The organism is Micromonospora trifolii (assembly GCF_022229005.1).
Classification (GTDB): domain Bacteria; phylum Actinomycetota; class Actinomycetes; order Mycobacteriales; family Micromonosporaceae; genus Micromonospora; species Micromonospora trifolii.
On record NZ_JAKKFD010000044.1, the window covers coordinates 112317 to 132671 of the forward strand.

Here is a 20355-nt window from a genome sequence, read left to right on the forward strand (position 1 = left end):
CGTCACCCCTGACTGACCGGGGACTCCGGGCGAGGTGCCCGACCCGTGCGCGAATCCGACGTCACCACACCCGCCCAGCGAGGATGGACCCCCGAGCCGGTGCAATTACCGGATAAGAGCCTTTTGTTGTGGTTCAGCCCGTTTACGATCGTCGAGCGTCCTACGGATCCAGGTCTCGGAGTGAGCCATGCCAAAGCCGGCGAGTACCAAGCCTGGTCAAGATCGCCAGGTGGCGATCCTGGCTCCGGCGGAGTTCGGTGGTTATCCCGGGCCACTACGTCGAGCAGTGCCCGGCAACACCCTGCTCAGGCTGCTCGCCACGACCGACGCGAAGCAGATCGGCCTGCTCTACCTGATCTCGTCGTTCTTCTTCTTCATCGCCGCAGGCATCGAGGCGCTGCTCATGCGCGGCGAGTTGGCTCGCCCGGGGATGCAGTTCCTCTCTCAGGAGCAGTACAACCAGCTGTTCACCTCACACGGCACGATCATGATGTTCCTGTTCGCCACCCCGCTCGCCTTCGCGTTCGGGAACTACCTCGTGCCCTTGCAGATCGGCGCACCGGACGTCGCCTTCCCCAGGCTGAACGCGTTGGCCTACTGGTTGTACCTGTTCGGCGGCCTGATGGTGCTCGGCTCCTTCATCAGCCCGGCCGGCGCCGCAGACTTCGGATGGACGGCCTATCCGCCGCTGAGCCAGGTGGAACACACACCAGGGATCGGCGGCAACCTCTGGGCGATCGGGCTGGTGCTCTCGGGCGTCGGCACCATCCTCGGGTCGGTCAACCTGATCACCACCACCCTGACCCTGCGCGCCCCGGGGATGACGATGTGGCGAATGCCGCTGTTCACCTGGGCCATGTTCATCACCGCGTTGATGGCGATCGTGGTGTTCCCGCTGCTGTCGGCGACGCTTCTCGCCCTGCTGTCCGACCGCGTTCTCGACAGCCACATCTACGACGCCGCCAACGGTGGTCCGCTGCTCTACCAGCACCTGTTCTGGTACTTCGGCCATCCCGAGGTCTACATCGTGGCGCTGCCGTTCTTCGGCATCATCAGCGAAGTGCTGCCGGTTTTCTCGCGAAAACCACTGTTCGGCTACAAGGGCATGGTCCTGGCGCTATGGGTGATCTTTTTCTACTCCCTGAACGTGTGGGCGCACCACATGTTCGCCACCGGCCAGGTTCTCCTGCCCTTCTTCTCGGCGACCACCTTCATCATCGCCGTGCCCACCGGAGTGAAGTTCTTCAACTGGATCGGCACCATGTGGAAGGGACAACTGACCTTCGAGACCCCGATGCTGTTCGCCATCGGATTCCTCGTCACGTTCCTCTTCGGCGGCCTCACCGGCGTGCTGCTGGCCAGCCCTCCCGTCGACTTCCACGTCCACGACAGCTACTTCGTCGTCGGGCACTTCCACTACGTCCTGTTCGGCACCATCGTCTTCGCCGCGTTCTCCGGCGTGTACTTCTGGTTCCCGAAGATGACCGGCCGGCTGCTCGACGAACGAATCGGCAAGGTCCACTTCTGGACCATGTTCGTCGGTTTCCACACCACCTTCCTGGTCCACCACTGGCTGGGCAACCGAGGAATGCCCCGCCGCTACGCCGACTACCTACCGCAGGACGGCTTCACCACCCTGCACACGATCTCCACCATCGGATCCTTCCTGCTCGGTGCGTCCACCCTGTTCTTCATCTACAACATCTGGAAATCCTGGCGCTTCGGTGCCGCCGTCACCGTCGACGACCCCTGGGGGTACGGCAACTCCCTGGAATGGGCGACAACCTGCCCGCCGCCGCTGCGCAACTTCGACCGCATACCCCGGATCCGCTCCGAACGCCCCGCCTTCGACGCCAAGTACGGCATCCGTGTCGCCGACCTCGGCCGAGACCTACCGCAACGCGCCGCCAAACCTCCACAGAGCGTCAGCGACGAGCTGCACCGCGAGAAACGCGCACCGGAGTCGACCAGTGTCGAAGGCGCCCACGGCGGTGGGGTCGCAACCGGCGACCAGCAGATCCCACGGTCCGGCGCCCGCCCCATCGAGGTACCCGAGCCCGAGCAGACCCGTCGCCCGAGCTTCGAGCGGACCACGGAGGCCGACGAGAACCCGCTGGACTCCCAACGGGGAGAGGAAGCTCCGCCGCAGTGGCGCCATCCCGGCGACGAGGGCGACGAGGGCGACGAGAGAAGGTGAAACTCGGGTCGCCCGACGCGCTGAACGGGATCGTCATCGAGCGAATGTGAGCTCAGGCCCCGCCCGTTCAGGGCTGATACTGACCGCGGGTGCGGGGCAACCACTGCGGATGATGGTCGCGAAGGTAGCTGACCAGCCCTTCGCGCAGATCGCAGCGCAGGTCCCAGGCGCTGGCGCCGTCGGCGGCCGAGGCCTGCACCTGGATGACCGCTGTCTGTGGAGTGGAGTCGACCATCTGGAGCACCCACTGGTCGCGATCCCAGAGCGGTGAGGACTCGACCAGCCGGCGCGCCTCCCGGCGCAGGTCGTCCAGGTCGGCGGTGTGGTCGACATGAATCTGGATCTTGCCGACAACCCGGGACTCGTTCCGGGTCCAGTTCTGGAACGGCCGCTCGGTGAAGTACGTGGTCGGCAGGATGAGCATCCGCTCGTCCCAGAGCCGGATCACCACGTTGGTCAGCTTCACCTCCTCAACTCGGCCCCATTCGCCGTCCACCACCAGCACGTCGCCGACGTGCAGGCCGTCGGCGAAGGCGACTTGGACACCGGCGAACGCGTTGCCGAGCGCGGTACGGGCCGAGAGGCCGATCAACGCGCCGACCACGCCCGCCGACGTCAGCACGGAGACGCCGAAGAGGCGTACCGGCCGGAAGGTGATGAGGATCAGGCCGATCGCGACGATCGTGACCACGGCGACCGTGAGCCGCCGCATGGGCCGAATCTGCGTCCGGGCCCGCCGGACCCGCCGGCTGGCGACCGCGTCACCAGGCAGTCGACTGAACGCGACCGCCTCGGCCACGTGCAACGCCTTGTTCACCAACCATGCCCCGGATATCACCAACGCCACCCGGGCGACGTGCCGCAGATGGGGCTGCCATTCGGCCGGACCCAACGGCAGCGCGTAGTACAGCGCCCCGACCAGCAGCAGCGCCGCCGCCGGGCGGCGGCAGGCATGCCGCAGGGGCTCCAGCAGCCACCGGTAACGGCCGCGGGCTACCCGGCGGACGACCATGCCAGAGACCAGGTCCACGACCACCGCCGTCGCCAGCGCGGCCACTACGATCAACGCGGTACGCATCAGAGGCCGCTCACCGTAGTCCCGATGCCAGCTTCCCCCGGCTCACTGCCCAGTCCACGTGCTCAGGGTGCCACCCCGTCCAGGGGCAGGCGGCCAACATCGGCGAACACCCGCCGACCACACCTGCGTCAGGCGGGCGGTGTGGTGGGCGACCGATCGGCGGCCCCCGTACGAGACGACCAGGGCATCAGCACCGTCGCGGCGCGGGGCGACGCCCGTGACGAATCCCTAGGAGCGAGTGCGGATGATCGTCTTTCCGGTGATGCGCTTGGTCGGGTTGAGGGCGGCGACGGCGTCGTCGAGGTCTGCGACGTTGCCGATGTTTGTCCGCAGTCGTCCGTCCCGTACGCGCTGGACGATTTCAACCAGTTGGGTGCGGTCAGGCATCACGACGAAATCTATCGCCAGGCCGTCGGCGGGCCGCACCTCGGACGGCCCGACAACGGAAACCAGTGTTCCTCCGGCTCGAATCAGGCCTGCCGACCGCTTCCCGATGTCACCGCCGATGACGTCGAAAACCAGATCGACACCGCCGACGTCTTCCAGGGCGTCGCTGCCGAGGTCGACGAAATCGTGCGCGCCGAAGTCGAGCGCGGACTGACGGTCGGCAGCGCGTCCGGTGCCGATGACGTAGCCGCCGAACTCACGGGCGAGCTGCGTCACCATGGAACCGACTGCGCCGGCCGCGCCGTGCACGAGGACGCTCTGTCCCGTCCGAAGGCGGCCGTGCTCGAACAGTCCCTGCCAGGCGGTCAGGCCAGAGATCGGCAGGCTCGCGCCCACCGCGAAGTCGACGTCGCCGGGCAGCGGCGCGAGGTTGCGCGCCTCGACGGCCACATACTCCGCCAGGGTGCCGTCGCGGGTCCAGTCCGTGAGGCCGAACACCCGCTGTCCCACCGACAGCCCCGTCGTGCCATACCCGAGGGCACTGACCACTCCGGCCAACTCGTGCCCGGGGATCGACGGTGTCCGGTCACGGCCGAGGCGATCGGTCCAGGTCGAGGGCCACGCCATCTCGGTCGGGACGAACCCCGACGCATGAACCTGAACGACGACGTCGTTGAGGGCAGGTTCCGGCTCAGGCCGCTCCACCAGCGTCATCCCGGCCGTTCCCGCAGCCTCGTCCGTCACCACGATCGCCTTCATCAGATACCTCCTCGTATCCAGCCCTCGTCTGCACTGGCACGAGGAGCGCATTTCCGTTTCCCGTCATTGGCGATGCCACGCCTCGGCGCCGTGCCGCACCACGCTGACCGGTGGCCCTCGAACCTAGCTACGGTAAAACTGGTCCGTCAAGTCCACTATTGGGCCACGCGGGCGCTGCCGTGGCCAGTGGTAAGTACCAGCTCAGCCTCATCAGCGACGTCATGGCCAGGCATCGCTCAGACAAGCTCTGCCTGGACTATATAGTCCAGGAGCGGTAGAGACTGCGGGAATATCGCCGGCCCGAAGAGTGTCTTCACTTGCGTGTCCAGGTGAGCTGGCACGACGACAGGCAGGGAGACGATGTGAACACCGAAAAGGCAATCCTCGCCGGCGGCTGCTTCTGGGGCATGGAGGAGTTGTTCCGCCGCCAGCCCGGCGTCGTGTCCACGCGCGTCGGCTACAGCGGCGGCGACGTCCCGAACGCCACCTACCGCAACCACGGCACCCACGCGGAGTCCATCGAGGTCGTCTACGACACCGACAAGACCGACTTCCGCGCGCTGCTCGAGTTCTTCTTCCAGGTCCACGACCCGTCGACGAAGAACCGCCAGGGTAACGACATCGGCATCAGCTACCGCTCGGCGATCTTCTACACCACTGACGAGCAGAAGCGGGTCGCCGAGGACACCATCGCCGACGTCGACGCCTCGGGCCTGTGGCCCGGCACTGTCGTCACCGAGGTCACCGCGGCAGGCGACTTCTGGGAAGCCGAGCCTGAGCACCAGAACTACCTGCAGACCTACCCCAACGGATACACCTGCCACTTCCCCCGCCCCGGGTGGAAGCTTCCGAAGCGGGCGACGGCCTGACACCCCCGGCGCGCGGGCCCCGGTCCGCGCGCCGATTCGGGCCGACGGTGGTCCGCCCGAACAATTTTCGGCGTTTGAGGACCAGATAGTCCAGGTATTTGAACGGAACATACGTTTGCCCCTCGTAAATACGTCATCACGCCGGATGGACTCCGAGGTCCCATTTCCCCTAGATCATCTGGCCCGCTGGATAGGCTTGACAGATGAGCGACGAGCAGGTGGCTGCGCCGACGAACAGGCGGAGGATCAGTCAACGGGGCATCGCGACGCGAGACCGGATCCTCGAGGCAGCGAACCGCCTGATGCTCGTGCGCGGAGTGAACGCGACCACTCTTGACGACATCCGCGAGGCAAGCCAGACGAGCAAGTCTCAGCTCTACCACCACTTCGCTGACAAGCAGGAGCTCGTGCGCGCCTTGGTCAAATACCGAGGTGCGCTCGTGCTTCAGCGTGAACGCGCAGGGCTCGAACGACTGAGGTCATTCTCCGGACTGGTCCGGTGGCGCAACGCGCTGGTCCAGGCCAACTCGCTGAACGACGGCAAATACGGGTGCGGCCTCGGGTCGATGGCTCTCGAACTGTCTGATCAGGACGAGCAGGCCCGATCGTCGCTGTCGGAGACGTTCGCGGCATGGGAGAGGCTGATCAGTGATGGCCTGCACCGAATGCGCGACAGCGGCCTGCTGCGCCAGGATGCCGACCCGGAGAAGTTGGCCACGGGGCTGATGGCCGCATTGCAGGGCGGCTACCTGCTGGCGAACGCGGCGCACAACGTCGCACCCATGGAAGTCGCATTGGACATGGCGCTGGAGCACATCAGATCGTTCCTCGTGCAGCCGTCCGGCGAGCCGGTCCGTTAGATGTCCCCCGCCGCGTGCCGGAGGGGCCGGCGACTGATTCACGCCGGCCCCTCCGGGCACTGTCACTTCCCGTACAGCTCGAATTCGTAGAGCGAGAACCCGTACGAGGTGGCCCGTTTGACCCCGTACACCCGCACGTAGCGGGCGGTGACCGGGGCGAAGGTGGCGTTGTCGACGCCGCCGTTGCCGGTGGTGGTGGCGAACACCGGCGTCCAGGAGGTGCCGTCGCCGGAGACCTCGATCCGGTACGAGGTGCCGTGCGCGGCTTCCCAGCGCAGCACTGCCCGGCTGACGCTGCGGGCAGCGCCGAGGTCGACCCGCAGCCACTGGTTGTCGTTGTAACTGCTGGCCCACCGGCTGCCGAGGCTGCCGTCGACCGCCTTGTCCGGCGTGTGGCCGGTCAGGAACTGGGTGCTCGACGCGGTGGTCGGGCGGCCCTGCGCCAGGTTGGTGACGTCGTCGCCCCGGCGCGCCGGGAACGAGACGACCTGCTGGTAGGTGGGGCGGTTCTGCCAGGCGATCACCGGGTGGGTGATGCCGCCGAGCCCGGAGTGGGCGATCGAGTCGGCACACCACTGGTCGCCGGCCCCGCAGGACTTGTCTCCGGGGTAGACGGTGGTGGCCGGCACGGCGGCAGCCTGGCCGAGCGCGTCGAGCACTGCCTGCCGGCACGTGCCGAGGTTGCCGTTGCCGCAGTACGCGCGGCCCAGCCCACCGGCCACCGGGTCGCCGAGGACGGTCCGCAGGTCCTTGTCGACGTAGCCCCACCAGCCGTGCTGGAACGACGAGCCCTTGTGCGCCTGCCCCTGCAACGCCCAGCTCGCGGCGCCGTCGCGCCCGCCGTTCTGGCCGCCGGACGGCGCCTCGTTTACCTCGATGGCGTCGACCAGCGCGGCGTAGAGATCCGGCCCGAGGCCGGGGCGGAACTGCGCCGAGGCCAACAGCGGCCACCAGGCGTCGAAGATCCGGATGGCGTCGGCGTGCTGATAGACCTTGGAGCCGGGGGACGTCTCCACCCGACGGGTCCCGGCCTGCTGCCAGGCGCGCAGCTTGCCCACCGCGTCGGCCAGCGCCGGATCGGTGACCGGCGTGCTGTCCAGTACCCGCAGCAGGTCGCCGAGGACCTGCTGACCGCGCAGGTCGGTCACCGCCGCATCCGCCATGATCTTGACGACGTCGGCGCGGCCGAGCTTGCGCTGGGCGATCGCGGCGCGCACCGGGCCGTCGAGCAGCTGAGCCCGGTGTACGGAGCCGAAGCTGAAGTTGCCGTCGGCGGCCCCGAAGTCCCGCGCCTGCTTGTTGTTCCAGCTGACGTAGTAGTCCTGGTTGACCGACTGCGGATGTGCCGACGCCGGGGTGTAGGTGGCGTCGTTGGTGTCCGGGTTCCAGCCGGCCCACTCGTACGCCGGTTCGGTCTTTGTGGGCAGGTTCGGGTCGGCGGTGGCCGGACGGACCGGGTTCGCGCCGGAGTTGTAGTACGCCGCCTCGGTCGAGTTGACGTAGAACCAGTTGAACGCGTACCCGACGTCGGCCGCGGACGCCTGGAAGGCCGACGCGCTGCCCATTGCGGACGGGTCGTTGAACGCCTGGAAGCCGATCGCCGAGTCGGCCTCGTGTCGGTAGGTCGAGCGCAGTTTGGTGAACGCGGTCGGCTGCCCGTTCACGAGGCCCCGGTGGGCCACCAGCCCGTACCTGGTGCGCAGCGCGCGCAGTGTGTACGAGCCGGCCGGGGTGGAGTCGGCCAGCGTCGGTGACCAGGAGTTGCGTTGTTCCAGCGCCTCCATGGCGAGGCACTGCCCGTGGTAGAGGTAGCGGTTGGTGCGCAGCGTCGGGGCGCTGCCGTCGGTGGTGCACAGTGGCACCGCGTACGTGTCGGTGAGGTCCTGGGAGGCGGAGGTCGCACTCCACGCGTAGTCCTGGCCCCGGCCGAGCAGCACGTAGAGGTTGAGCCCGGCGAACGCGGCGCCGCGAGCGCTGATGCCGGGTCCCTGCAACTCCTGCAGCATCAGCAACTGCGGCGCGAAGTAGCCGGTCTGCGGCCCGAACACGGCCACCGGGTTGCCGGTGGTGGTGTGCCGCCCGGAGACCACTACCGCGTTGGACATGCCGTGCGCGCGCAGGTTGGTCAGGCCGCCGAGCAGCTCCTTGGTGGCGGTGCTGGCGCCGGTGCGGGTGGCAGCCCCGCCGGTGGCGTCGTAGGCGAGGGGCTCGGCGACCACCGAGCCGGCGTCGGGGAGCACCGCGCTGGTCGCGCCGGGCGGCGTCGCCCCGTACGGGAAGCTCTGCCCGTCGTGCAGGGTGAGCACGGTCTCCGGGTCGTTCTGGGAGCGGAACGCCGCCCACACCCGGTCGCCCTCGGTCGCGCCGTACTTGGCGCGGGCGGCCACCCGGACCAGCGCGGACTGGATCTCGCTGCCGCCGCCTCCGCCGAAGAGCCCGCCGATCACGCCGGCGGTGGCGATCAGGTCGGTCATGGTGAAGTGCTTCGGCTTGCCGGCGCCGGCGAGCACGTACTCACCCGGGTAGTTGTCCTCGGCGATCGACTTGTCGATGTAGGCGTTGATGCCGGCGATGTAGTCGACCACGTCGGTGTGGAGCTGCTGGCCGCGGGCGCCCTTGGTGCGCAGCGCGTCCACCTGGGCCTGGAGGTCCGCCTCCGAGTAGGGCGAGTTGGCCCAGACGCTCTGCTCCAGCTCACGGTTGCCGGGGGCGCCGCCGGCGAACGAGGTGACGTTGCCGCGGCCGACGTGCCGCAGCAGGTCCATCACCCAGAGCCGGTCCTGGGCCCCGGCGTAGCCGGCGCCGAACATGGTGCCGGCGCGGGTGGTGCCGGTGACGTGCGGGACGCCGGTGGCCTTGTCCCGCACGATGGTGACGTCCGATCGCGGCGAGACGGTGCTCTCCACCTGCGCGGCCGGGACGCCGAACGAGGCGTCGTTGTAGAAGTGGGCGATCTGCTCGTCGGTCAGCCCGGCGTAGTTGTAGACCAGGTTCGCGTACTCGTCGAGCTGGTCGCTGGAGTGCGCCGGGCGGGTGCCGAGCGCCTGGTGCGCCAGGATGGCGACCAGCGTGGCATTGCCGTTCTGCCCAGGGGGCAGGATGTCGGCGCACTGGCCGAGGCAGTAGTCGTTGGCGGCGAACGTCGTGGCGGCCAGCGCCGGTGACGGCGGGGTCACCGTCAGGACGCTCGCGGTCAGGACGGCGGCGGTGAACGCCGCGAGCCGGTTACGGACAGCGGGACGGGGCATGGCGATCCTCCGGGGACGCGGAGTCGGGCCGTTCGGTCACGCCCGGCTTCCGGTGCCGATGTCTCGCCCTCCGCGCCCGGGCGTTCCGCCAGGAGGTGAGAGTGACTCATATCTATCCTCGGGCAATGATCGACGTAGGACCCCCGCCCGGGATACCCGTCGTTCACCAGGCGCCAATGCCGACGTTTCGCCGCCTTTCGCCATCGGCAACACTGTCACCCCTGCCGGTTCCCGGCGCGATCGCGATGCGGAGGCGTCCAGCGTCGGCGACGACGCGCGAGGCGCGACGCCCCTCAGGCGGACCGCTGCGTGGTGTCGCCGCTGCCGAGGCTGTCCAACTCGGCGAGGTACATCGCCTGCATGCGGTCATAGTGCCGGACCAACAGCGCGACCTCCTCAACGCTGTAGTCCTCGATGAGCCGCTCCGCCCGCTCGGCGAACCGCTCGTACGGTCGCTCCAACTCGGCCATCCGCTCAGGCCGCAGGGCGACGATCACCCGCCGCCGGTCCGCCGGATCGCGCTCGGCCGTCGCGTAGCCCGCCTGCTGGAGTCGGCGGAGCATGCTGGTCACCGCCCCGGTGGTGAGGTTGGTCCGCTCGGCGACCTGCCCCGCGGTGGCGGAACCGACGTCCGCCAGGTAGTCCAGGCACTCCAGGTCGCTCACGGTGAGGCCCAGCCGCTCCGCGATGGCGTACCGGAACACCATGGACAGCCGCGACGTCTCCCGCCCGGCGCGCATGAGGTCGGCGATCGCGGACGCACGGGCCGGCTGGTGGGACATGCCCGCAATCATGCCTCCGGTACGGTGACCCGGTGCAGCCGAGGTAACACGCGGGTCAGCACCCAGTGCGGTGCGGCCGCTCCCCCGGTGAGTCGGCGCATCAGCCCGGCCGCGGTGTCCACGGCGCGGAAGGCGTAGGGCACCATCTCGTCCTGGTAGCGGGCGATCGCCTCCTCCACCGGCGCGCCGCTGGCCCGGGCCTCGACCAGTTTGTGGCCGAGCAGGGCGGCGTCGCGGAGCGCCGTGTTACCACCGTGAGCGCCGAACGGCGGCATGACGTGCACGGCGTCGCCCATCATCGTCGCCCGCGGAACCGCCCACCGGCGCGGGCGTCGGCCGGTGGCGAAGAGGTTGAGCACCGTGGCGTCCAACTCGGCCGTGCCGACCAGCCGCCGGATGACCGGGTGGAAGTCCGCACTCATCCGGGAGGCCAGTCGCCACAGCGCCAGCAGGTCTCCGCGGACGCCGATGGGCACCTCCTCCTGCCGGAGCAACAGCCCCCACATGACGTAGTCGTAGCCGGTGGGCGCATAGCTGCCCGGGGCCAGGCGCGCGAACGCCTCCGGCGGGTTCTCGCCGAACCGCATGGAGGTGAAGAAGAAGGCGCGGCCCGGCTGGTCGGCGATGGCCAGGACCCCGCTGGTACGCAGCGCGTCCGGGATGACGCTCTCGCCGTTGCGCCGCAGGGGCGACCTGCCGTAGATGCCCGCCATCGGGGTGTTCGCCGGGTGCGCGTCCGGCATGATCTGCGCGCGCAGCGCCGAGCCGACGCCGTCCGCGCCCACGACGACGGTTGCCGCGGCGGCCCCACCGTCGGCGAACCGCAGCTGCGGCCGTGCCGGGTCGCCGCTGTCCACCGCGACGGCCGCCTTGCCGTAGTGGATGCGCCCGTCCAGCCCGGACTGCAGGATCGACCGCAGGGTCAGTCGGTCGACCTGGCGGGTCGCGTGCGGCTCGTCCTTGAAGGTGATGGTGAACGCGTCCCGCAGCCGACTGTCGGTGAAGCGTAGGTGCCCGCCGGGCTCGTCGCCGGTGGTCAGCGCCAGGTTGTACAGCGAGCGGGGCAAACTCTCGCGCAACGCCGACAGCCCGTACCGGTCGAGAATGATCCGGTAGCCCTGCCGCCGGACGAAGGGGCCCGGGTCGCGCTCGTAGACGTGCACGTCGATGCCGGCGCGCATCAGGTACTGGGCGAGGCAGAGGCCGGAGAGGCCGGCACCGGCGATCGCCACCGAGAAGTCCGTCGATGTCACCATGCAGTTATCTTAATGACTAAGATGATTTGGGCAAGGCCGCCGGCAGGCCACGGTCCGTCAAGCCTTCCGGCCGAACACTTCGAACCGGTCCTGAGCGCACAACCGCGCTAGACGACAGGATCCGGCTTGCGCTCTACGGCCGAATGTCGACGGCCGGGCACCCGAATCGGGGTGACGTCCCGGCACTGGCAGCTTGACTGGGCGGCAATGTCGTCGCCGGCCACAGGATGGGTCGTGGCAAGTATTTCGACGCCGGCTGCTCCCCGCCGAGAGTTGGAGACGGCGTCCGAAGGCCGCAGCACTGCTGGGCACCGCCGACGACCCGGATCGCGGGTTCGACGCGATCGTGGTCGCCGAGCATGAACGGGCGTTCTCCGCCAACCACCTCCAGCACTTCGGCCCGCGCCGAGCCCGCGCCGATCACCGGTCCCGGCGCCCATCCCCAGCCCGCCTCCAGCCGCTCCAACACCACCTGCCCCCGCGCTGACCCGGTGGCGTCGGGGACCACGGTGCGTTTGCCCGAGGCGCAGGTGGCACAGCAGCTAGGGCTCGTCGGCCCATCCGAGCACAACTGCGGCGATCACGACGGCGATGGTCCAGGTGAGCACAGCCGGCACAATGCGGTCGTGCCAGTCAGCGCTCAGGCCGCCCAGGTAATTGAGCCAGTCGTACAACCAGCCCAGACTCAGCTTGTCGGCAGCCCACCGCGCCAGCACGGACCCCCAGAAAAGGAACGAGACCATTCTGAAGACCGCGAGCGGATTGGGTACGAGCATCTTCCCGCTCAGGGTGCTGAAGATCGCACCAGCGGTAACAGCCACCGCGCCACAGATCCAGAGCCAGTGATACGTGAACGTCAGCCACATTGCCGCGCCGACCGGCAGTATCACGAACACGATGAATGCAAGGTAGCGCAGGACCAACTCGACGCTTAGGCGCTTGCGGATCCTGGTGCCCGATTTGGGCGGGCCGCTCCACGTCAGGAGCGAGACCTTCGCCAAATAGCCGTTCATCTCCCATGCCGTCAGACTTCTCTCCGCCGCTCTTGCCCGGTCGACCACCGTGACGGTGACTCTTCCCCCGCGGCAGGCGAACAGCGCAGTCGGCGGCACCTTGGCAAGGGCAGCCCCGACGCTGCGGACGAAGGCAATTCCCTTTGGGTTGCCGTAAGCAACCCCCGCGAAGACCAGGATCGCGAGCGGCCACACCGCAGCGGTGAAAGCCAGCACCAGCAGGTAGTGAGTCAGGAGCGTAAGCATCGCGGCACCTCCTCTGGCCCGGCGGCCGATCGGTCATCGAAACAGCTGGTCGATGATGTCGTCCACGACGCCCGTGCGGCCGGGCGTCGTGTCGACGGCACCGGAGGGGCGCTTGGGTACGCCACCTTCTGATCCGACCCCTCCGCCGGAGGTGCCGATGTCAGTTGCGTCGTCATTGCCCGACAGAGTCTTTCCTCCGACACCGCTCAGCATGTCGATGATCCACTTGGTACCCGTCTCGGCGGTCGCCGCGCCGGCCACGCCGCCGGCCGTGGCGGCCACCAGCCACGTGAGCAGCGACCTGGCTCCCGGATTGCTGGGGACGGGCAGGCGCGCCGCCATGGCCACGGCCGCCACGACCCCGTATCCCCGCGCGGGATCGCCGAAGTCCTCCAACAGGTTCGACGCTGCACCGGTCAGCTGGAAGGTTGCCAGGGCGCGAGTCAACAGCAGCGGATCATTCGGCCGCCGTTTCGTGGCGGCCTCCCGCGCTTCGATCACCACCTGCGCGATGAGCGGTGAGGTGAGTTCGGCCAGATGCCCATGCCAGCCCTTCGGCAGGCGTGGCGCCTGGATCACCGGCGAGAGCGTGAACACGAACAGATCCAGGAGCATCCGCTCCGACGGCGTCTGCGGCGCCCGGTTCACACTGACGTGGTACTGCACCATCCCGGTGGTCAGCAGGCGGCGGATGCAGTCCTTGCCCTTGGTCTGCCGGCCGGACTCCGCCAGATCACGTCGGATGTCTTCGATCATGGCGGCCCGAACCCGGGCCGAACGCTTGACCGTGCTGTCGGCTGACGCGTCCACTGCGACAGCGCACGCCTGCGCGAGTCGGTCCATCCACGCGCGAAGGCCCGCGAGGTCGAGGGGTTCCCTAGCGGAAAAATTGTTGACGGTGATGTGCTGCGAGCCGGACCCCACCTGGTAGATCGACGAATCGCCAGTCGCTGTCGCGGACATCTGGACCGGTGTCCAGGGATAGATCGGCGAGCTCATCGCTCATTGACGTTGATAGTGCCAGTGCCCACTTGGAAGACACGTGCATCGTCGTAAGCGTGCGCGGTCTGCTGGACGGGACCGACGGATTCTGCGCCCGCCACGACGCCGTGTCGGCCGGTGCGGTGCCGGTCAGGGTCTAGGAGTAGAAGGAACCGTTCCGCCGCTGCGGCAAGGACGAGGACCGTTTCTGGGTCGGCCTCCCGGAGCAATTCTGCCAGTTGCTGCCGGGACTCGTCCGAATCATTCAGGTCGGTCATGTCGTTGCGGTTCGTGCGACGATTCGTCAGCCAGGCCCCTAGCTGAGCGCGTAGATGGGAATACGCATCGCCGACCGCCGAAGCTGTGGCGCCGGTGATGCCCGAAGCGGCCCCCGCCGTCAGAGCTGACACAATTAGTTCCGCTTGATCCATTGAGCTCGCCTGCCTCCGCGTTGGCAACGGGAACCGAGGCTACCCACGGTTGCCGATGACATCGATGGATGTGTCCGATTTTCGATTCGCAGGTGCGCCGACTTTGGATGATCGGCTCGGCCGCCACGCTATCCGGCCAGGTCAGAGTGACTGAGCCTTTCCGCGTAACAGACTGTCGCGTTGGGTGATCAGGTGGTGCGGTCGTGTTCGATGTGTAGGAGTACGACAGCGGCTGCGGCGATCTTGCCGATCTTCCAGGGGCAGAGGCTGATGTTGCGGAGGGCCTTGAACGTGGTCTTGAGCAGGGAGTTCCCACGTTCGCCGATGGCGCGGACACCGTTGTGGGCCTTGTTGAAGGTCCTCTCGGTGTCGGTGAGCTGGCCGCCCTTGGGCTTCTTGAACGCCACCGTGATGGTGTCTGCCTCGCCCTCGTAGCCCAGGTCGCCCAGCGCCCGCAGGTCCTCGCTGGTCCAGGCGGCTAGCAACGGCAGGACCTCGACGTGTTCGCGCAGGGCGGTGGTGTCGTGCTCGCGGCCGGGACGCACGTCTGAGGTCCACAGCGGCCAGCCGTCCGGGGCGGTGATTACCTGGATGTTCCCGCCGTGGTTGTCGCATTTGGCCGACCACCACAGATCCACGCCCACCGTGGGTCCGGGAGTGCGGCACCGGTCGGTCTCAATCACGGTCCCATCGATGTTGACGTGGCTGTAGCCGGCCATCTTCGCAGCTAGCAGCGCTGATTCCAGGTTCGGTGCGTGGGCGGCGAGTACGACGATGCCTTCGTGAAGGTAGTCGTAGGCAGTGGAGCGGCTGATCGCGTTGTCGGTGGCCAACTGCGTGACCGGGTGCCGTCGCAGAACCAGCGGATGACCAGAACCGCCTGCTTGAAGCAGCCCAGAGCGCGGCTACCGGTGCGGGTACCACGGCGCAGCCGTTCGGCGTGAAGCAGGCCGGAGACGAACAGCACGGTCTGCTCACGCACGGACAGGGCGGCGGTGTATGTAACGCTCATGGCGACGCAGAACCCCGGTATGAAGTTGATCTGTGGAAGGACCACTTTCATACCGGGGTTCTGCGTCTTTACGTTGCACCGCAACAGCTTCGGCACGCTCGTCTCAACCACAACCAAGCTGGCAACGTCGTGCGCCATCTGTCACCGTGCAAGGGGTAGTAGCCAGCGCGTGGGGAGGGCCCGTTCCCCTCAGCTGATAGTCCCGTCGTTGTCCACCTCGACACCGCGGCGCAGCAGTCCGACGAGCCGCTGGGCGTGTGCCACGTTGGTGCCGGTGAGAGCGGCACCGCTGCCGATGGCCAGCAGATCAGTCACGGTGAGCTCGGGCCGCACGGCGCCGGCGTCCCGCGCCCGGCGCAGCAGTTTGGTCGCGGTGGAACGCATCGACTCATGCCACTGGTCGAACATCCGGGTCCGGCGGGCGCCGGGGCCTTCAGTGGCGGCAAGGGCGAGCGCGCGTTTCGTCGCGACATGGACGACGAATGCATCCAGCCAGGTGAACAGTGCGTCTACCGGCGACGGGTCGCCGAGCAGGTCGGCGCCCTGGCGGCACAGCGCCGCTACTTCGTCGGCATAGACGGCGACGAGCAAGTCGCCCCGGGTTGGGAAGTGCCGGTAGAGGGTTGCGTTGGCGACGCCGGCCTGTCGCGCCACCTCATCGAGGGCGACCTCAGACCCGGATCTGTCGACTAGTTCCCGCGCCGCAGCGAGCAGCCGCTCTGCGTTGCGTGAGGCGTCCGCCCTGCGCCCACGCCTGGGAATCGTCGGGTTGTCCGCATTCAACGCCATCCAGCACTCCAGGTCTTGCCAAGTGGGGAGTTCCCCGCTTAATGTACCAAGCTTAACCGGGGAACTCCCCGATTAGAGCCAGGGGAGGATGCGATGACACTCACTGCCGAGGACCGCGCGGCTGTCACGGACCTGATCAACCGGCACGGCCACCTGACCGACAGCGGGGAGTTCGACCGGATGCAGGAGCTATTCACCGCCGACGCCGCCTATGACGTCACGGACCTTGGCGGCGGCGTGCTCACCGGGCTCGCAATGCTGAGGGACGCCGCGCTTGCCCTGGGTGAGCGAAACCCCGTCGCTCACCACGTCACTAACATCGTGCTCACCGAAGTAGCCGACGACCGCGTGCACACACTGTCGAAAGGCATCGGCATCAACGCGGACGGCACCATCGGCAGCGTGACCTATGAGGACACCATCGTGCGCGGCGACAGCGGGTGGCGCATCAGCCACCGCACCGTCCGCGCCCGGCGGGCCCCCCTGACCCGCTGATTACCGCCGGACCGGTTCGGGCCTGGTTGGACTGGCGGAGGCCGGTGGCGTTTGTCCAAGCCGGTGGGAACCTCACCCAAATGCGGTCGCGTGCGCTGTGAACGGCGCCCATCCGGTGGATGGTCCTGCCCGCAAACAGCGCAGACGATGATCCACCGCCGGCGGCGCCACTTCCAACGGACAGACACCCGGTTCTACCGGGAGGACGGGACGCACTAACCGGCGGCGGCCTCACGCTGGATCTGCTCGAATTGAGCGGCCATCGCGGCCGCCAGGGCCTGCGCGGCGGACAGCGGACGAACCATGACAGTGAACTCGTCGATCAGGCCGCTTTCGTCGAGGTGCAGGAAGTCGCAGCCCTCGACGGCGACGTCGCCCATCCGCGCCTCGAACACCAGCGCGTGGTCGCGTCCGTCGTCGCCGCTCAGCTCACGGACGTACCGGAAATCCTCGAACACCCGCAGCACGCCGCGCAGGATCGCCGCCGTGATTGCCTTGCCCGGATAGGGCTTGAACGCCACCGGGCTGTGAAACACCACGTTCTCGGCCAGGGCCGCCGCGATGGCATCAGGATCGCGTGCTTCAACCGCCGTGCGAAAGTCGATCACCGCACCAGCGTATGGGATTCTCCCCCGCTGCCGGAGACGTCCATCGCCGATTCGGCGGACCGGAGGTCCGTGCTCCGGCTGCGCGAGGACCGGAAAGTCGTCAGGCCCACTGGGGCGTTTGAGCGCTAGTTTCTTACCGTGGATCCATCGCAGTCGCTGGAAGGGCTTCGGGCCGGCTCTGTCGAAGGAGAGCCGACCGAGGGTGAAGGTGGCACTCCGCCACCTCCACCGACGGTTCCACTGTGGCGCACCCGACCGTTCCGGCTGACCATGAGTCTCATGGCTGGCTCTGTCATCTCGATGAACGTGTCGGCCCCCGTTGGCAGGCAGTCTTTCAAGAGCATGTTGGCTCGATGTTGGCCGAAGGTCAGCGCCAGTTGTGGTCCCGAATTCTTGACCTGGGGCAGCTTGGCTCGCTGAGCTGGGGCCGTCGTGCCACGACCGGGAACCCCGCCGGGTACGTCCGAGGAGGGAATCCATGCGGTTCGAAGTCCTGGGACCCCTGCGAGCCGTCGACGCATCTGGGTCGGGGGTGCCGGCCGGCGGGCGTCAACATCAGGTGGTGCTGGCGTGCCTCCTTGCCGCCGACGGTCGAACGGTTACCGATGGCACGTTGATGGAGACCCTGTGGGGTCACGGCCCGAACGACAGTAAGCGCGTGGCACTGCGGGTACTCGTCCATCACCTGCGTCGCAACCTGGGCACCGAATCGATCGTTCGTGCGACAGGTGGCTACCGAATGGTGCTGGACGGCCACGAGCTCGACGCGAGCGAGTTCGTGGCGCTCGTCGGCAGCGCCGCCCACGACGAGGCGCGGGGCGGGCTCGCTGAGGCACGCCGGAGCTACCGGAAGGCGCTCCGGCTGTGGCGCGCGTCGGAGGCGTACCAGGGCACTGCCGACAACGAGCTTGTACGGGCAGCCGCCGACCACCTGGACGAGCAGCGCATGATCGCTTTTGAAAGCTGCGTGGACATCGAGCTCAGCTTTGGACTGCACCGGGAGTTGTGCGCCGAGCTTTCGGCTCTGGCGACGGAGAACCTGCTGCGCGAGCGTCTCCAGGCACAGCTGATGCTCGCGCTTGTGCGCAGTGACCGCCGGGCGGAGGCGTTGACCACCTACGAACGGACCCGGCGCCTGCTCGCCGACGAGCTTGGTGCGGACCCGGGAGCTCGCCTGCAACAGCTGTACACCGCGATCCTGCGCGGTCCTGCGCCAGCAGGTGCACCGTCCGCCGTTCCCGATGCCGTCCGGCCGATGCAGCTACCCGCCCCACCCAGCAACTTCGTCGCACGCGAGGATGAGCTTTCGGTCCTGGACAGCTTGCACAAGAGGGTCGGTCCCGGCCAACGGCTCCGCGGGTCGATGGTCGTCACCGGCGCCGGTGGGATGGGCAAGACAGCTCTGGTCACCCACTGGGCCCATCAACACCAGCAAGGCTTCCCCGGCGGGCAGGTCTACCTCGACCTCGACGACGACGCTCCGGCGGCGACGGCACTGGCCAGGACCCTCATCGATCTCGGCGTCGCCCCGGACGATGTGCCGAAGCAGGCGGAGGCGCGGGCGGCGAAGCTGCGCTCACTGCTGTCCCGCCGAACGGTTCTGATGGTCTTGGACAACGTGAGCACCGCGGAGCAGGCCCGGCCGTTCCTGCCCGGTAGCGGTGACAGCCTCCTGGTGATCGTCAGTCGGAATCGGCTGGACGGGCTCGTCGCCCGCGAGGGCCTTGATCTGCTGGTCCTCACCCCACTGCCCGTCGAGCCGGCTACCCGTCTGCTTCTGGAGACCGCCGGGATGTCCGAGCCCGCGAGTGGCGACGCCCGTACGTTGGTGGAGCTGTGCCACGGGATGCCGCTGGCCCTGCGGATCGTGGGAGCTCACCTGCGGCTGGGAGCCCAGCCGGACATCCTCGTGGCGGACCTGGAGGATGAGCGGACACGCATCGCCCGGCTCACCACCACCGACGGCGACGTCAGTGTGCACGCGGTCATCGCGGTGTCGTACCGGCGGCTGGCGGCCCCGGACCGTCGGCTCCTGCGCGGCCTCGGACTTTCCAGTGCCGGTGCGACCCCGCTGGGTGCCGTCGCCGCACTGGCCGGTGCCACGTCCGGCACCGTGCTGACCGGGCTGATCGACAGGCTCACCGCGGTCAACCTCGTCGCCCTCGAATCGGGTCGAGTCAGCATCCATCAGCTGACCCGCATCTTCGCCCGCGAACAGGGCCAACGTGAGGACACGTCGGCCGATCGCGCCGACGCGGAACGGCGACTGCTGTCCTGGTACGGGCAGGCGACTGGCGAAGCGCAGCAACTCATCCGGCCGACCGCGGGCGGGACCGACGGTAAGGGCGCCCCCGACCCACTTCACCTTTTCCACCCTGAACTGCCCGATACGGCCGCAGCCGTCCGCTGGGTCGACGCCGAGTCGGACACGATCATCAAGATGATCACCGAGCACGCTCAGAGCCACCCTGATCTCGTCTGGCCCCTCGCCGCCCACATTCGCGGCTGGTTACAACGCCGGGCCAACCGCGACACCTGGATCGCCGTCACCGAGCGGGGGATCCGGGCCGCGGCCATGGCCGGCAGCAGCACCGGCGAGGCCACGCTGCAGGGGAGCCTGGGCGTGGCACACAGCCTCCTGCTGCACCGCGTCGAGGCCCGCGCCGCCTACCAGCGCGCCAGCGCACTGTGTCAACGCAACGGCGACCACGCCGGCCTGGCCGACGTCGAGGCGAGCCTCGGTGGGATGCTGGTCGAAAGCGGGGAACTCGACGAAGCACTCCCCCCACTGCTGCGGGCCCGGCACTCCGCGAACCTGCTGAACGACCCCGATCTCATCTTCAAGGTGGAACACAACCTCGGACTCCTGCATCGCCGGGCTGGCCGCCAGCAGGAGGCGCTGGACTCTTACACGTCCGCGCTGGCCGCCGCCGACCGATCCGGCAACCGGGACTGGCTGTCAGCGAGCGTCCACACCAATCTCGGCCGGCTGCACTTCCTGCGCGACGACGTCGACCTGGCCGAGACCCACTACGACACCGCCGTCCGACTCGCAAGGAGCACCGGCGACCGGATGCGGGAAGCCTGGGCGCTGCACGGCTGCTCCGACGTCGCAGCAGCGCGACGAGACGCTGCCGCCGCCGTCGCGGCCATGCAGGAAGCCGTCACCATCCTCGAAACACTGGGTGATCGTCGCCTCGACGAGATGCGTGCCCGGCTGGCCGAGTTGCTTTCGGGCAGCACCGTGGGACAGACGCCGCCTGATCAGTAGACCCGCGTAGGTGAGACCCGTTCGCCGTTTGATTCAGCCCGGTTTCAATGAGCTCGATCGAGACGACCCAACC

General features: G+C 68.2%; 15 protein-coding genes and 1 pseudogene. 5 read left to right on the plus strand and 11 right to left on the minus strand.

Features of this window, described 5'->3' with window-relative positions; all coding sequences use genetic code 11:
* The first annotated feature begins 187 nt into the window (after window positions 1–187).
* A complete protein-coding gene (ctaD, locus tag NIE79_RS25090) occupies window positions 188–2197 on the plus strand; it encodes an aa3-type cytochrome oxidase subunit I (RefSeq protein WP_238680914.1) in 2010 nt (669 codons plus the stop codon).
* A gap of 67 nt (window positions 2198–2264) precedes the next feature.
* On the opposite strand, the gene NIE79_RS25095 is transcribed toward ctaD, so the two are convergent.
* Together NIE79_RS25095 and NIE79_RS25100 are read right to left on the minus strand one after the other, a co-directional pair.
* On the minus strand, window positions 2265–3275 hold the full coding sequence (locus tag NIE79_RS25095) for a mechanosensitive ion channel family protein (RefSeq protein WP_238680915.1): 1011 nt from the start codon (window positions 3273–3275) through the stop codon (window positions 2265–2267).
* 228 nt (window positions 3276–3503) lie between these two features.
* Window positions 3504–4421: an NADP-dependent oxidoreductase gene (locus NIE79_RS25100; protein ID WP_238680916.1), complete on the minus strand. Its 918-nt coding sequence runs from the start codon at window positions 4419–4421 to the stop codon at window positions 3504–3506.
* Between the two features lie 362 nt (window positions 4422–4783).
* Here NIE79_RS25100 and msrA point away from each other — a divergent pair, with 362 nt between their 5' ends.
* Together msrA and NIE79_RS25110 are read left to right on the plus strand one after the other, a co-directional pair.
* The gene (gene msrA, locus NIE79_RS25105; protein WP_238680917.1) at window positions 4784–5290 is read left to right on the plus strand and encodes a peptide-methionine (S)-S-oxide reductase MsrA; all 507 of its coding nucleotides are present in this window, start codon (window positions 4784–4786) and stop codon (window positions 5288–5290) included.
* Window positions 5291–5493: 203 nt separating this feature from the next.
* Complete coding sequence (locus NIE79_RS25110) at window positions 5494–6150, plus strand: TetR/AcrR family transcriptional regulator (protein ID WP_238680918.1); 657 nt, start codon at window positions 5494–5496, stop codon at window positions 6148–6150.
* Window positions 6151–6212: 62 nt separating this feature from the next.
* Here NIE79_RS25110 and NIE79_RS25115 read toward each other — a convergent pair whose 3' ends face one another.
* The 8 genes and pseudogenes from NIE79_RS25115 to NIE79_RS25150 all read right to left on the minus strand — a co-directional run bounded on the left by NIE79_RS25115 (window position 6213) and on the right by NIE79_RS25150 (window position 15908).
* A complete protein-coding gene (locus tag NIE79_RS25115) occupies window positions 6213–9398 on the minus strand; it encodes a penicillin acylase family protein (RefSeq protein WP_238680919.1) in 3186 nt (1061 codons plus the stop codon).
* Between the two features lie 293 nt (window positions 9399–9691).
* On the minus strand, window positions 9692–10180 hold the full coding sequence (locus NIE79_RS25120; protein WP_238680920.1) for a MarR family winged helix-turn-helix transcriptional regulator: 489 nt from the start codon (window positions 10178–10180) through the stop codon (window positions 9692–9694).
* An 8-nt stretch (window positions 10181–10188) separates the two neighbouring features.
* A complete protein-coding gene (locus tag NIE79_RS25125) occupies window positions 10189–11436 on the minus strand; it encodes an FAD-dependent oxidoreductase (protein ID WP_238680921.1) in 1248 nt (415 codons plus the stop codon).
* Between the two features lie 542 nt (window positions 11437–11978).
* Window positions 11979–12695, minus strand: a complete 717-nt coding sequence (locus tag NIE79_RS25130) for a hypothetical protein (RefSeq protein WP_238680922.1) — start codon at window positions 12693–12695, stop codon at window positions 11979–11981.
* 33 nt (window positions 12696–12728) lie between these two features.
* Complete coding sequence (locus NIE79_RS25135; protein ID WP_238680923.1) at window positions 12729–13694, minus strand: hypothetical protein; 966 nt, start codon at window positions 13692–13694, stop codon at window positions 12729–12731.
* Window positions 13691–14107, minus strand: coding sequence for a hypothetical protein (locus NIE79_RS25140; RefSeq protein WP_238680924.1), 417 nt, complete (start codon window positions 14105–14107; stop codon window positions 13691–13693). The genes NIE79_RS25135 and NIE79_RS25140 overlap by 4 nt, the downstream gene beginning before the upstream one ends.
* A 188-nt stretch (window positions 14108–14295) precedes the next feature.
* Window positions 14296–15119, minus strand: a pseudogene (locus tag NIE79_RS25145) (HARBI1 family protein).
* Between the two features lie 189 nt (window positions 15120–15308).
* Window positions 15309–15908 carry a TetR/AcrR family transcriptional regulator gene (locus NIE79_RS25150; protein WP_238680925.1) on the minus strand — a complete coding sequence of 200 codons (600 nt, stop codon included), beginning with the start codon at window positions 15906–15908 and terminating at the stop codon, window positions 15309–15311.
* A 93-nt stretch (window positions 15909–16001) separates the two neighbouring features.
* On the opposite strand from NIE79_RS25150, the gene NIE79_RS25155 reads away from it, so the two are divergent.
* Entirely contained in the window at window positions 16002–16403 is a 402-nt protein-coding gene (locus NIE79_RS25155; protein WP_238680926.1) for a nuclear transport factor 2 family protein, read from the plus strand.
* A gap of 215 nt (window positions 16404–16618) precedes the next feature.
* On the opposite strand, the gene NIE79_RS34080 is transcribed toward NIE79_RS25155, so the two are convergent.
* Window positions 16619–17011: a nuclear transport factor 2 family protein gene (locus NIE79_RS34080; RefSeq protein WP_238680927.1), complete on the minus strand. Its 393-nt coding sequence runs from the start codon at window positions 17009–17011 to the stop codon at window positions 16619–16621.
* Between the two features lie 478 nt (window positions 17012–17489).
* Between NIE79_RS34080 and NIE79_RS25165 the strand changes: the two genes are divergently transcribed.
* Entirely contained in the window at window positions 17490–20282 is a 2793-nt protein-coding gene (locus NIE79_RS25165; protein WP_274524619.1) for an AfsR/SARP family transcriptional regulator, read from the plus strand.
* Window positions 20283–20355: the final 73 nt, after the last annotated feature.